Origin of the sequence: Pseudomonas fluorescens (genome assembly GCF_902497625.1) — a bacterium.
In the GTDB taxonomy this organism is placed as follows: Bacteria; Pseudomonadota; Gammaproteobacteria; order Pseudomonadales; family Pseudomonadaceae; genus Aquipseudomonas; species Aquipseudomonas fluorescens_BQ.
In genome coordinates, this window is record NZ_CABVGX010000060.1 from 16,172 (window position 1) to 28,777 (window position 12,606).

The following is a 12,606-nucleotide window of genomic DNA, read 5'->3' on the forward strand; positions in this document are numbered from 1 at the left end:
GAGCCCCTCGGCATTCCGGGAATTTGCATTTGCGTATACCGGCGTTCATGTATGCTGAACGCGTCTTGTATTGCCGGACACGACCATGCATTTCGACCTGGCTGACCTGCGTCTTTTCATTCATATCGGTGAGTCGCCGAGCCTGACCCAGGGCGCGCGCCGCGCCTTTCTGTCGCCCGCTGCCGCCAGTGCGCGCATCAAAGCCCTCGAAGGCCAGCTCGACACTCGCCTGCTGTACCGCGACAGTCGTGGCGTCGAGCTGACGCCAGCCGGGCATAAACTGCTCAAGCACGCACGGCTGATCATGACGCAGGTCGACTACCTGAAGGCCGAATTCACCCATTTCGGCACCGACTCCTCCGGGCACATCCGCATCTTTGCCAACACCACCGCCGTCACCGAATTTCTGCCGGAAGTGCTCGCCGGTTTCCTCGCCAAACGTCCCGGCGTGACCGTCGACCTGCAAGAACGCTTATCGCGCGATATCGTCCGTGGCGTACTCGATGGCAGCACCGACATGGGCATTATTGCCGGGCCGGTCGAAGCCGCCGGCCTGCAGGTCCTTCACTTCAGCACCGATCGCCTGGTGCTGATCGTGCCGGTTGGGCATGAGCTGGCGAAGCAGAAAGCCGTCACCTTGAAACAGACCCTGGCGTTTCAGCACATTGGTCTGCATGAAGGCAGCACCTTGTTGAGTTTCCTGCGCGACCACGTTGAACGGATGGGCCAGAACCTGTCGCTGAGAATTCAGGTGTCCGGCTTCGAAGCAATCTGCCGCATGGTGGAGGCGGGCGTCGGCATCGGCGTCATCCCCGGGTCCGCTGCCTTGCGTCACAGCCGCACCATGCAACTGGTGACGATCGAGCTCGACGAGCCGTGGGCCGTGCGCGAGCGCAGTATTCTGGTGCGTGAGCTCGATGCGCTGCCGGGGACGGTGAGGGCGTTGATTGCGACGTTGATGCCGCAGGCGCCGTTGAGCGAAAAGTAGGCCGTCTACAGGCCTAGCTTTTGGCGGATTTGCGCCTCGCTCAATACGCCACTGGCAGGCCCACCCGGCAGACCTTCGTTGGCCCGCGACAACGGCAACAGCACCGGCACGAAACCGGCATCGCGCACCAGTCGGGCACCCGTTTCCCGGGCTTGCGCGTCGTCAGCGAACGTCGCAATCGCCTTGCCGGTGCCGGACTGGCTCTTCATCGAAGCGGCACCGATGGCGTTGAAGGCACGCACCAGGTGCACACCGGGCAGGTACTGCTGATCGGCGAGCGCAACACCCTGATCCAGCGCTGTCCGCCCGACCTCGCCATCGCGGCCGCTGAATGGATTGCTGGTGCTGAACACCACCTTGCCAGCCAGTTGGCCTTTCAACTGTTCGGACAACACCGGCATCGCGCCGTAGGGAACACTCAACACAATAACGTCGCCCCACGCGGCCGCATCGCTGACCGAACCTGCCCGGGCTTTCGGGCCAGCGGCCTCCACCAGCGTTTGCAACTGCTCGGGGTGGCGTGAAGAAAACATCACTTCGTGGCCAGCCTTCACCCACAGAGTGCCCAGTGTGCCGCCGACGTTCCCGGCACCGATCACGGCGATTTTCAGGGTGTCGGCCATTACTTGCCCTGTGCACGCGATCAGCGCGGCAGCTATAAAGAGGCGGATTCTGCACATGCGCTTTGACTCCCTGGCTGCGCACAGGGGCGTCCTGCTACTTGAACGCCTGGCGCAACTCTTCAATGATTGCAGCGACCGAGGGACCCTGAATTGCCGGTGGCTCAGGGCTCTCGCCAAATTCGCGCCAGACGAACAGCGTCATTTCCGCTCCGTCCGTTAATGACTTGGCGTTTTGCCTGGACGCGAACGTGTTCAAAAGCCTGTACCGCGAATCGTTCCAGAATAGCTCTTCAACCCAGTGATACACCGGGATGAAGTGAAAATGGATGGCATAGCCAGGATCGTGGCCGAAGCGGCTGATGTACAGCCATTTCGGTTTGAGGCGCGATTCGAGGGTTTTTTGCACGGTTGCCAACAGGCCGCCCAACTCGGTCAGCGCCTCGCCGGGAAGGTCGCCCAATGAATTGACATACGCCCTTGAGCCCAACACCAGGTAGCCGGGGAGGGCAGATGACATGTGATGATTGACGATCCAGTGAGCGGTTTCATGGACGATGAATTGTGCTGATATTTCCATGCGTGGATGCCTGTGATTGGACGGCCCTACAGAGAATATGCCATTGCGGCGCGGGCCAGAAGTGCTATGGGTATGACCGATTTAAATCAAGTGCTGATTGACACGAACCTTCGATTGCGAGGCGGTATGGAGGTGCCGAGGGGAGTCGATGCTTCTTCAGGAACCTGTGCTGCGCGCGGTCAGAAATGGAGAACGGGGGGATTTCCGAGAAAGATGTGGGACGTCTGCGAAACGTCACGCTGAAATGAGCAAGCTGCGACATCCAGATTGTTGGAGAACCTGGCACTCGGTGTAGTACTTGAAGAGGACGGGGCCAGGAAATTGCCCATTGACTTGCCCCCCATCGCTCGGCTAATTTCCAGCCATGACTTCCACTGCACTGCGCTGCCAGCCAAGCATTATTACCGCCATTCCTTATTTGGCGGGCTAGCTCACGACTGCAGCACCCAACCCGCCCTTGAGGCGGGTTTTGTTTTTCTGTCTCGGGGTTCTGATAAATGTCAGGAGACCTCCATGCTCAGTACGCCCGCGCAACAAACCTTGCTTGAGTATTACGTTAAAAAAATCCTCGCTGCGCCGGTCTACGAACTCGCCATATGCACACCGTTAGTCCCGAATACCTGACGCGAATCGGTCTGCCCCGACACCCTCGTGACCTGCTGGAGCATCAGTGCTTGCGTTTTGATTACCGCACCGGCCACCGCAACTGGACATTCCAGGGCGATGAAGACGTCATCTGCCTGAATGTGCAGGGACGGCTGCAAAGCAACAATGCCGACATTCTGCGCGAGGCCGCGCTGGCCGGTGGCGGCGTCACGTTATTGGCCGACTGGTTGGTGCGTGAGGATGTCAGCGCAGGCCGGCTGACGCGGGTGCTGGAGCAATATGAAGTCAACCCCGGCAGTGCGAGCACGTGCATCAATGCGCTTTACCTGCCTAACCACCGGGGCTCCAGTCGTATCAATGTATTCATAGAGTTCCTCCAGGAAATACTCGCGCCCTGAGTACTTCCTGTGCACCAGGCAAGACCGCCCGCTACGGCTTGCCATTTCCTTGTCGTCGTCTTTGGAACGATGGAAAAGTCGAAACCGGGCAAACCGCATAAGGCAGCCCCGCGCGCAGTCACAGCCGGGCAGAGAACCGCTCTGTCCACTTGTGTTCTCTGGAGTGAGAGACCAGAAAATCAACGAACGCACGAGTTTTAGCCGGTAGCAGTTTCTGACTGGAAAAGTAGAGTGCGATATGGCCCGCATCAACATACCAATCAGGCAGTACCCGTTGCAGCCTGCCATCTTCGAGATAAGGCAGCACATCAGGAATCGCCAAGAGCCCCACACCCAAACCTAGCAACGCACTCTGACAGAGCGCCTGCGGATCGTTGACCAACAAGCGAGGCGCCAGCTCAAGGGGGCTTTGTTGCCCATTGGGGCCTTGGAGCATCCAGGTTCTGATTTTGCCGGTTTGCACTGAGCGCATGGCCAGATGATCAAGCTTCTGCAGATCGTCCAGGCGCTGTACGCGACCCCGTCCAGCCACATGCGCCGGCGCCGCGACCAAAACTAAATGAGCTGGGGCAATATTCCGAGCCACCAGTCCTGGCGCCAGCTCGATGCCGCCACCAATCGCCGCGTCAAACCCTTCAGCCACCAGATCAACCTGGCGGTTTTCCAGATACCACTCAGGAACAATCCCTGGATAACGCTGCAAAAAAGCCGGCATCAACGGCAACAAAATGTCCCGTGCAAATCCCGGCGCCGCAGCGATACGCAACATCCCGGCAGGCGCGCCGGCGTTGCTGGTGACGTCGGCAATAGCGGCCTGGACGCTGTTCAACCCCCCCTCGACATTGGTCAGAAACCGTTCGCCCGCCTCGGTCAGCGTGACGCGCCGCGTGCTGCGCTGGAACAGTCGAACGCCAAGGTTGGCCTCCAACTGAGCCACGTTTCGGCTGACCGCTGCAGGGGTCAAGCCTAAGCGCCGGGCCGCTGCGGAAAAGCTGCCGGTTTCGGCGCTGCGTACAAAGGACAGCAAATTTCCGAACGTTTCCATAGTGGCGATCTTCAAGTTTTAGTTGAAAGTAATACTAGTCACTACCTACTACTGGTGAAAGAGCCAAAAGCGTTTCATAGCCTCACCAAACACACACACCGAGGCTTACACCATGACCACTCACAACCGTTCTCTCACCGGCAAAATCGCAATCGTCACCGGCGGCTCACGCAGCATTGGCGCAGCCATCGCCAAACGTCTGGCCGCGGACGGCGCCACCGTCGCCATTACCTACAATGCGTCCGCTGATCGCGCTGAGGCCGTTGTCAGCGAAATCACTACGGCTGGCGGCCAAGCGTTGGCGCTACGCGCTGACGCCGGTGATGCCGATGCCGTGCGCGCTGCCGTTAATGAGGTTGCCCAGCGTTTTGGCCGCATCGACATTCTGATTAACAACGCCGGCATCAGTGTATTGGGCGCGCAGGAAGACATCGCTTTCGAGGACTTCCAACGCATTCTTGCGGTGAACGTCACGGGCGTATTTGTCGCCACCCAACAGGCGCTCAAGCACATGGGCCAAGGCGGTCGCATCATCCATATCGGCAGTTCGATGGTGCAGTACGCGGCCTTTGCTACAGCGTCTGCTTACACCCTGACCAAAGGCGCAGTGGCCGGTTTCAGCCGTGGCCTCGTGCGTGATCTCGGCCCGCGCGGCATCACCGTTAATACCGTGCACCCCGGCCCTACCGACAGCGATATGAACCCGGCCGATGGCCCGGTTGCCGATTTCGTACGCCCCAATATCGCGGTGGGTCGCTATGGCGAAGGTCGGGATATCGCTGGCGCGGTGGCTTACCTGGCCAGTGCCGAAGCCAGCTTTGTCAGCGGTGCTGAATTAATGGTTGATGGCGGCTTCACCGCTTAAGGAGGTCGTCATGAACATCAGTATTATTGGTGCGGGAGCCATTGGCACTGCTATCGCCCGGTTACTGACCAGTGCCGGTTTGCAGGTCAGCATCAGCAACAGTCGTGGGCCAGAAAGCCTGAAACCGTTGATTGCCGAACTGGGTCCGCTTGCGCATGCAGTGACAGTGCATCAAGCCAGTCAGGCGGACATCGTTTTTCTCGCCGTGAACTGGTCGAAAATTGCCGCCGCCGTTGAGCCTCTCGGGCCTTGGGAGGGGCGTGTAGTCGTGGACACCAACAATCCCATCGAAGCGCCGCTGTTCAAGCCTTTCGATTTGAGGGGTGAGTCTTCCTCGAGCGTTGTCTCGCGGATGCTGCCTGACGCGCAGTTGGTGAAAGCGTTCAACCATTTGGCGCCGGCATTGCTGGCAAACCCGGCAGCCGAAGGCGGCAAGCGTGTGCTGTTCTATTCCGGCGAGCACCTCCAGGCGAAGCAGAAAGTCGCCGATCTGATCACTCGACTGGGCTACTTCGGGATCGATTTGGGCGGCCTGCAGCAACGCGCACTGGCCCAGTTTCCAGACGGACCACTGCCCGGTATCAACCTCGTCAAACACGGCTGAATCAAGCGCTAATAGTGAGCGCTGAATACGCGTCCGCGCTTTGATAACGATTAGCCAGGCCCGCATGGTGAAAGTCCCGTGTGCGCGACCAACTGCTGACTTCACAGTGACTAACCAAGCGTCGCCTCGCCGCGGCGCTTTTCCCCCTTGTCTTCAGGTGCCCTATGACCGACTCAACCTCAAATACCTTCGAACCTGACTTCGATACTGTGCTTCGCGCCAACCTCGACCGAGTCTTCAACCAGCGTAATGCAGCCAAACGGATTGAAGCCGTCAGCCAACTCTTTTCAGCCTCACCGGTAATGTACGAACCCTCCGAGATTGTCCGCGGGCAAGCGTCTATCGCCGATGTCGCGGGCGCCTTGTTGGAGCAATTTGGTGAAGATTTTTCATTCGTGCCGCTGGGCGCCGCTATCGGTCATCACAGCCTAGGCTACCTGCGCTGGCAAGCGGGACCCAAAGATGGGCCTGTCATGGTGACTGGCGTCGATGTGGCGACAGTTATCGATGGAAAAATTACTCAACTTTGGGTGCTGCTTGATCCGCCTGCTTAGGATGTCGATAGCAGGGATGAGCGTGAAACCATGCGTCAGACGGCTTCACCTGACCGGGGGGAGGGGCCAGATTTTTTCCCATTTTTCCTCGATCCTCGCTCTGAGCCAGTCGGAGTCAGAGCCTGTCCAGACAGTAGGCAAGACTGCTGCAAGACTGGAAAAGCAAACGGGCGCCACTTCTGAATAAAAGATTTCGTAGAGTACTTCAGGATCGACACCTTTGTCCTGGCGCGCGATGTCGTCGTAATCGGTCGGAAATAGTTGAATGGTTCGGACAGTGCGGCTCTGACGTCTGTCAGTTGTGGTTCAGTCAGAAAATGTCCCGTCGTGAAAATTCCTCCAGTTCCTCATCCAGCGAATCCGCGACCACTCCGCCGCTGACGCCACCGACGACCGGTCCTGCCAATACCAACGTCATAGCGGAGCAATCGGCCAGAAACTGTTACGGAGCGGTCGCGGAGGGCAGGGTAGGGGCGGCCCCTGCAAAGTGTGGAGACTTTCCGAAATACTCGATCAGGAGTTCGGTGAGGACACGGATCTTCCGCGCGGGATGCTGACCTGGAGGGCGGACCAAATACGCGCCCGCAGGAGGCGGTGGATAATTCGTCATGATTGGCACCAGTGCCTTCGAGGCGAGGCTGTCATGGGTGAGGCAATTGGGCAGGTAAGCGACTCCCAACCCGGCGACGGCGGCGGCGACAAGCGCGACGCCGTTGTCGGCCTTGAATCGCCCTTGCGGACGAACCGAAACAACCTTGCTGCCATCCATGAACTGCCAGACCTCAGTGCTCTGCATCAGGGCTTGATGGGAAGCCAGTTCATCCGGCCGTTGCGGTGAGCCATAGGCCTTTATATAGGCTGGGCTCGCGACCAGTTGAACGCCGATCGGGCCCACACGTCTGCCGACAAGGTTGGAGTCAGGAAGGTAGCCAACCCGAATGCCACAGTCGTATCCCTCGGCAATGAGGTCTACAAAACGATCGCTATAGCAGGTCTGGATATTGAGCTGTGGGTGTCGGCGCGCCATCTCTGCCACCACCGGGGCGAAATGCGTGGGTCCGAAAGACAGCGGTGCGGAAACGCGCAGACGACCACGCAGGGGCCCCGCGGGCAGGATGGCTTCCCGTGCCAATTCAATCTCGGCACACGCCTTGGCGGCGTGTTCGCGGAAGGTGGCACCGGCTTCTGTCAGCGCCGCGCCACGGGTGGACCGTGTCAGCAGCTGCACTCCAAGCTCCGTTTCCAGGCGCGCCAGCCTGCGACTGACGATCGACTTGGACACTCCAAGCCGAAGCGCAGCAGGCGAAACGCCTCCGGCATCGGCAACCTCGACAAATGTCTGTAGCTCTTCGATATCCAACTCGGCGTTCCCCTTTTCGCGACACAGCTAGTCGGGCAATGCTACTACCGGTGCGCTTGAGGGAACAGCAATATGCCCTTCACAGTCCACGACGCGGCTGACGCATGGCTTGTTTGCAGCAGTGTCAGGTTCGTGATCGTCGCCTGAGCGCGTGCGATATCCAGCCCGGCTGCACGCGCGGATCCCATCCATAACGAGGACCTGCCATGACGAGCGAAACGATCCGTAATCCCCACACCGACCAACTCCTGACGCCCGATAACTCGGCGTTCATCATCATCGACTACCAGCCGATCCAGGTGTCATCAATCCGCTCGATGCCGCGCGAGGAGCTGGTGTTCAACATTACTAGCGTCGCCAAGGCGGCGGTTAACTTCAATCTTCCCATCATTCACTCGACCGTCAACGTCGGCACCGGTCGCAACAAGCCGCCTATTCAGCAACTGCAAGACGTGCTTGGCCACTTGCCTACCTACGACCGCACCTCGATCAATAGCTGGGAGGACAGCGAATTCAAGCAGGCGGTTAAAGCCTGCGGGCGCCGCAAATTGATCATGACTGCGCTGTGGACCGAAGCCTGTCTGGCCTTCCCGGTACTCGACGCCATCGCAGAAGGTTTTGAGGTCTATATCCCGGTCGATGCGGTCGGTGGAACCTCCGTCGCCGCGCACGAAGCAGCATTGCGCCGCATGGAGCAGGCGGGTGCGAAACTGATTAGCCGCGTACAGATGTATTGCGAACTGCAGCGCGACTGGGCGCGTGAAGCGAGCATTCCCGGCTTTATGGGCGTGTTCGATAACTTCGACGGCTTCAACGCCGAAAAAAAGGCCCTCTAAACAGGAGCTGAGGCCCCGGCCTCGTTAACGTATGAAGGTGACACTCAAGGCGAGTGTCACCTTTATTTCAGCAAGGCATGCGGTTGCAACCTTGGGGTTGCATGCCTGGCGAGTTCGAGCGGGGCGAGATGGCAACCGAGGGCGATTGGAACGACTGGCCGTTTCTGGCCGTTTTCTGACTGGCGCGAGGGGCAGAAAACGGCCAGAAGCGGCCTGTCGCGAAGAGTAGTTTTCCGCCAAAAGCAAAACCCGCTCGCCGAAGCACCTCCACAAGACCGCAACCGTCGCGGTTTCAAGGCTTTTGAACCGTTAACCTCAACGCAACATGCCCACGATTATTGCCATAACAGTTCCAAGCATCATTGGCATACGCATACAAATAACCTGAGCGCTTCGGCACATAGCTGCATCCCTTACCAATCTTGAAAGTCTCGGGCTTGATCAAATATCCCTTGGCATCCACGCCATCGCCGTTGGCGATGGCGCCAATCAGGCAGAACCAAGGGTGCTGTTCGTGACGTTTGGTGAAGCGGAAACTGGCATCGCTGTTCTTGAAGAGCTTGCCATACCAGGATTCCGCTTGCCCTAGGGCACTGGCTACTAAGTGTGCAACTTCCGCTGGCTGGAAGTTGCCGTCATCGGTGCCGTCGGGGCCGCAACTGATGGAACTGTCCAGCCATTCGCCGGATGCACTGAAGGTGTAGCTCACGCCTGCTACCAACCATAGACCCGTTTCGTTCCAAGGCGAACGAGCTGAGATATCCAGCGACACCGGTGGTTTCGGTGCAATAAGTCGCGACTGCCGATAGGGGTATTGGGTTATAGGCGGATCGCCTTGGCGTTTCAGTGCGGAGTAGTGAAAACGATCAGGTTGTGCGACGAGGTTGGCGATGCTGCGCGGCTGGGTCGGCAGCAGGCTGAAAACGCCGTCACAGGAGTCATGCATCATGTCGTGGTAATCGGGTTTGACCTGCTTGATCGCATTATTGAACTGCAGCCCACACGCGGACGCTTCTTCTATCATCCAATGCAGGGCGCCATCCGCCAAGCCTTTTTCGTGATAGCCGCCACCAACGTCGGAATGCACCCCCGGAAACCACAACTGCTTCACGTCTTGATCGGCTGGCACTTCGGTCCACAAAGTTGGCTGGAACGTTGCTCGACGTTCATCCATGGCCACCGCGTGTCGCGCGGTCTTCACCGAGTTGTGCAAAGTAGTGTCGTGGAAAGTGTAGCGGTTGCGGTCGTCGAGCAAGTTGAGCAAAGCCATATCATCCGGGATACCCAGCGCGCCAACGGTATCCCACACGCCGATAAAGCGAATCTGAATGCTGGCGCTCGCCTTGTTGTGAAATTTCCAACCTAAATCATCCCAGTCTGCACGGTCTTCAAGTTTGCGTCGGTAGCCACGTTTCAATAGTTGATCTATCCGCCGCCAAACTTCGGCAGGCTCTAAATCAGCGACCCTCAACAAACCACAACTGGTGATGAAACCGCACAGGCTTCGCACCGTATATGCACCGCGACTGAAACCGAACAGATAGATACTGGAGTCTGTTTTGTAGTTGTAACACAGCTTCTGATAGGCACTTTTAATGTTGTCATCCAACCCGGCTCCGGTGCCACCTCCAATCGCCTTGTCCCACCACTTGCCGGAAGTCCCTACGCCAGGGTGGTAGTACTTCTCCTGAGTTGCACCTTTGGCGTCGGTTTCTGCAACGGCGTTGTGCAGTCTGACTACGTTGGTGGGGGCTGGCACGCCTTTGTCGAGCTGATCAGGTGTATTCCATGTGCCATCGCAGCAAATTACGATGTTGGCCATAGCAGGATCCTTGCTTCAGTGGTTAGTAAAGTCAAAACCAGTTTAGTAAGTGCGTCAAGTGCAAAAAGTGGAGGGAAAGCTATATACCTAATTCCAAAAAATTTGGAAGATGATTTTATTCACTATTTACTGCGTGAGTGTTATGCGATTGAAACAGAGCTCCGTCAACAGATTTGTTTCGATTACTAAGAAATGACACGTCCATGAAAAATTGAAGGCTCTTCACTTTTCCACCGATTTTCCAAAGCTGCCGGCCTTGATGATTTTCTGCTGCGACACGATTTCGCTGACACTTGTCTCTATGGGCTATATTCTTCGTGCTCGTAACTTTCTTAAGTCACTGGCTCGGAGCTTACTCACCTGTGGCCGGCGCGAAATGATGCGTCTATAAGGCTGAAAGCTGAATATGAGCTTTAATTTGGGATTTTTAAGCTAGGTACCAATGTGATGGACCTTCAAAAGCTTTTAGGTGCGTTTCCCGACGCTGCAACCTCTCCCTACGCATTCGTGGCATACGTGCTGCTAGTCGCTGCCAGTGCAGCGATTGCATGGCGTGTAAAGCGCAATAAAAACCTGTTATCTACGCTTGAAAAAATCCCTGTTAAACAGCGCGCTGAACTGGTTGCAAGAGAAATGGGAGCTCCATTGCCGCCTGGATTGACAGCAGAGCAATGGATCGAATACAAAATTCATCATTACTACTTACTCTCGTTCTTATCGATTTTAATTTGCGGAACGGTGATTTTTGCTATTGCATATTCGAATCCAAAACCTATTCCACCTAAATGGGATAGTTCTGGTGCTCTTTCTGATTTGAAGATAGGGGACGCCAAAGAATATGTGAGAACTAGGCTTGGTATCCCCCCTGTGTCAGAAGGCATTTCAGATAAGCTTGGGTTGCCTGAGGAAGCTATTTATGAGAGATATTCAGGGGATGGTAACGAATTGCAGATTGTTTATATGAAGAACAAAGTGGTTGGTTATGTGTTGCGGTCATACGGCGAAATAGGTCTTCACAAAATTATTCGTAACGGAAGTCCTGAGTGGGTAATTGGTAAAACTAAATTTACGGAAGCAGGTGATGCGCCCCAATTGTAGTGGTCAACTAATCCCGGACACGACGTTAAGTTTTTCCTCGGCCCGCGCTGGTGCCAACCCATCGTTGAATTGATGAGGTCGAATCCAGTTGTACCGATGCATCAAAAAATGGCTGATATCGCGCTGTGCTTCCTGCGCAGTTCGATAGCCCACGGTTGGTATCCATTCTGTTTTCAAGCTGCGAAATACGCGCTCCATCGGTGCGTTATCCCAGCAGTTTCCTCGTCGACTCATGCTCTGGCGCATACGGTATCGCCACAACCGCTGGCGAAAGAGTCGGCTTGCATATTGCGATCCCTGGTCCGAGTGGAATAGCGGATCCGAAGGCCTGCCACGCTGCTCGTAAGCCATATCCAGCGCTTTGATCACCAGCTCAGCGTCTGGCTTTTCCGACAGCGCCCAGCCCACGATCCGACGCGTACAAAGATCTAGGACGACAGCCAGGTAATGCCACTTTCCTTGAGCCCAAATGTAGGTGATATCGCCGCACCAGACTTGATTAGGCGCTGGCACGTCGAACTCGCGGTTCAATGTGTTCGGGATATCCAGTCTTTCTACTGTTGCTCGTTTGTAGGCATGGGAGCCGGGTTGTTTGCTGACTAAATCAAGCTCGCGCATCAAGCTACGAACTTTGAATCGACCGAGTTGCTCACCGTCTTCACGCATCAGCGACAGAATGCTACGACTGCCCGCGGAGCTGCGACTTTGCGAGAACAGCTCACTGACGCGACTACGTAATCGAAGCCGTTCAACATCGGGCGTGCGGCGCCGCAGGCGCTGGGCGTAGTAACACGAGCGAGTGACGTCAAACACCTTGCACAGCCAATCAACCGGCTCATGGGCGCTCAACTGGGCAATCAGCGCGAACGCTCGTGATCTTCCGACATCAAGAGCGCGGTAGCCTTTTTTAATATGGATTTCTCTCGCTCAAGCCGAGCGATCCGGGCCTCCAGCTCCTGAATTTTTTGCTGTTCCGGCGTCAGCGCCTTGCTCTGCGGGGTGATGCCTTTATGTTCTTTCTGAATCTGGTCAACCCAGCGGCGCAATGCCGACTCACCAATGCCTAGTGAACGGCTGGCTTCGATGTAGCTGTAGTTTTGTTTGAGCACGAGGGCTGCGGCCTCGCGCTTGAATTCAGGAGTAAAGGAGCGGCGTTGTTTGGTCATCTGACACCTCGATCTGGCGAGCATTCTCGCCTAAATGGGTGTCCGGTTTCATTAGACCACTACA

General features: G+C 56.8%; 12 protein-coding genes and 1 pseudogene. 7 read left to right on the top strand and 6 right to left on the bottom strand.

All coding sequences use genetic code 11. From position 1 onward, the window contains the following. The first annotated feature begins 85 nt into the window (after positions 1 to 85). Positions 86 to 988 (top strand): LysR family transcriptional regulator, encoded by a 903-nt coding sequence (locus tag F8N12_RS25050; RefSeq protein ID WP_150582782.1) that lies wholly within the window; start codon positions 86 to 88, stop codon positions 986 to 988. Between the two features lie 5 nt (positions 989 to 993). On the opposite strand, the gene F8N12_RS25055 is transcribed toward F8N12_RS25050, so the two are convergent. Together F8N12_RS25055 and F8N12_RS25060 are read right to left on the bottom strand one after the other, a co-directional pair. Then, entirely contained in the window at positions 994 to 1,611 is a 618-nt protein-coding gene (locus tag F8N12_RS25055) for an NADPH-dependent F420 reductase (RefSeq protein WP_224787747.1), read from the bottom strand. Positions 1,612 to 1,705: 94 nt separating this feature from the next. Next, positions 1,706 to 2,188 carry an HIT family protein gene (locus F8N12_RS25060; protein ID WP_150582784.1) on the bottom strand — a complete coding sequence of 161 codons (483 nt, stop codon included), beginning with the start codon at positions 2,186 to 2,188 and terminating at the stop codon, positions 1,706 to 1,708. A 608-nt stretch (positions 2,189 to 2,796) separates the two neighbouring features. On the opposite strand from F8N12_RS25060, the pseudogene F8N12_RS25065 reads away from it, so the two are divergent. Beyond that, positions 2,797 to 3,192: pseudogene (locus F8N12_RS25065) on the top strand (substrate binding domain-containing protein); the annotation flags it as partial. A gap of 118 nt (positions 3,193 to 3,310) precedes the next feature. On the opposite strand, the gene F8N12_RS25070 reads toward F8N12_RS25065, so the two are convergent. After that, entirely contained in the window at positions 3,311 to 4,237 is a 927-nt protein-coding gene (locus F8N12_RS25070; protein ID WP_150582785.1) for a LysR family transcriptional regulator, read from the bottom strand. Positions 4,238 to 4,349: 112 nt separating this feature from the next. Between F8N12_RS25070 and F8N12_RS25075 the strand changes: the two genes are divergently transcribed. From F8N12_RS25075 to F8N12_RS25085, 3 genes are all read left to right on the top strand, one after another. Further along, complete coding sequence (locus F8N12_RS25075; RefSeq protein ID WP_150582786.1) at positions 4,350 to 5,102, top strand: 3-oxoacyl-ACP reductase family protein; 753 nt, start codon at positions 4,350 to 4,352, stop codon at positions 5,100 to 5,102. Positions 5,103 to 5,112: 10 nt separating this feature from the next. Next, a complete protein-coding gene (locus F8N12_RS25080) occupies positions 5,113 to 5,706 on the top strand; it encodes an NADPH-dependent F420 reductase (protein WP_150582787.1) in 594 nt (197 codons plus the stop codon). Positions 5,707 to 5,870: 164 nt separating this feature from the next. Then, on the top strand, positions 5,871 to 6,260 hold the full coding sequence (locus tag F8N12_RS25085) for a nuclear transport factor 2 family protein (protein ID WP_150582788.1): 390 nt from the start codon (positions 5,871 to 5,873) through the stop codon (positions 6,258 to 6,260). A gap of 442 nt (positions 6,261 to 6,702) precedes the next feature. Here the strand turns inward: F8N12_RS25085 and F8N12_RS25095 are convergent, their stop codons facing one another. Continuing rightward, on the bottom strand, positions 6,703 to 7,620 hold the full coding sequence (locus tag F8N12_RS25095; protein WP_150582789.1) for a LysR family transcriptional regulator: 918 nt from the start codon (positions 7,618 to 7,620) through the stop codon (positions 6,703 to 6,705). Positions 7,621 to 7,826: 206 nt separating this feature from the next. Between F8N12_RS25095 and F8N12_RS25100 the strand changes: the two genes are divergently transcribed. Next, positions 7,827 to 8,456 carry a hydrolase gene (locus tag F8N12_RS25100; RefSeq protein ID WP_150582790.1) on the top strand — a complete coding sequence of 210 codons (630 nt, stop codon included), beginning with the start codon at positions 7,827 to 7,829 and terminating at the stop codon, positions 8,454 to 8,456. 292 nt (positions 8,457 to 8,748) lie between these two features. Here F8N12_RS25100 and F8N12_RS25105 read toward each other — a convergent pair whose 3' ends face one another. Then, positions 8,749 to 10,278, bottom strand: coding sequence for a DUF2235 domain-containing protein (locus F8N12_RS25105; protein ID WP_150582791.1), 1,530 nt, complete (start codon positions 10,276 to 10,278; stop codon positions 8,749 to 8,751). 447 nt (positions 10,279 to 10,725) lie between these two features. On the opposite strand from F8N12_RS25105, the gene F8N12_RS25110 reads away from it, so the two are divergent. Beyond that, the gene (locus F8N12_RS25110) at positions 10,726 to 11,376 is read left to right on the top strand and encodes a hypothetical protein (protein ID WP_150582792.1); all 651 of its coding nucleotides are present in this window, start codon (positions 10,726 to 10,728) and stop codon (positions 11,374 to 11,376) included. Between the two features lie 3 nt (positions 11,377 to 11,379). Here F8N12_RS25110 and F8N12_RS25115 read toward each other — a convergent pair. Further along, a protein-coding gene (locus tag F8N12_RS25115; protein ID WP_150579640.1) for an IS3 family transposase occupies positions 11,380 to 12,542 on the bottom strand; the annotation gives its coding sequence in 2 pieces (ribosomal slippage) (positions 11,380 to 12,287 and positions 12,287 to 12,542; 1,164 coding nt in all). Positions 12,543 to 12,606: the final 64 nt, after the last annotated feature.

Excerpts from the sequence above, each read along its gene's own strand:
- F8N12_RS25050 (WP_150582782.1), top strand. The coding sequence starts at position 86 with ATGCATTTCGACCTGGCTGACCTGCGTCTTTTCATTCATATCGGTGAG.
- F8N12_RS25055 (WP_224787747.1), bottom strand. The coding sequence starts at position 1,611 with ATGGCCGACACCCTGAAAATCGCCGTGATCGGTGCCGGGAACGTCGGC.
- F8N12_RS25060 (WP_150582784.1), bottom strand. The coding sequence starts at position 2,188 with ATGGAAATATCAGCACAATTCATCGTCCATGAAACCGCTCACTGGATC.
- F8N12_RS25070 (WP_150582785.1), bottom strand. The coding sequence starts at position 4,237 with ATGGAAACGTTCGGAAATTTGCTGTCCTTTGTACGCAGCGCCGAAACC.
- F8N12_RS25075 (WP_150582786.1), top strand. The coding sequence starts at position 4,350 with ATGACCACTCACAACCGTTCTCTCACCGGCAAAATCGCAATCGTCACC.
- F8N12_RS25080 (WP_150582787.1), top strand. The coding sequence starts at position 5,113 with ATGAACATCAGTATTATTGGTGCGGGAGCCATTGGCACTGCTATCGCC.
- F8N12_RS25085 (WP_150582788.1), top strand. The coding sequence starts at position 5,871 with ATGACCGACTCAACCTCAAATACCTTCGAACCTGACTTCGATACTGTG.
- F8N12_RS25100 (WP_150582790.1), top strand. The coding sequence starts at position 7,827 with ATGACGAGCGAAACGATCCGTAATCCCCACACCGACCAACTCCTGACG.
- F8N12_RS25105 (WP_150582791.1), bottom strand. The coding sequence starts at position 10,278 with ATGGCCAACATCGTAATTTGCTGCGATGGCACATGGAATACACCTGAT.
- F8N12_RS25110 (WP_150582792.1), top strand. The coding sequence starts at position 10,726 with ATGGACCTTCAAAAGCTTTTAGGTGCGTTTCCCGACGCTGCAACCTCT.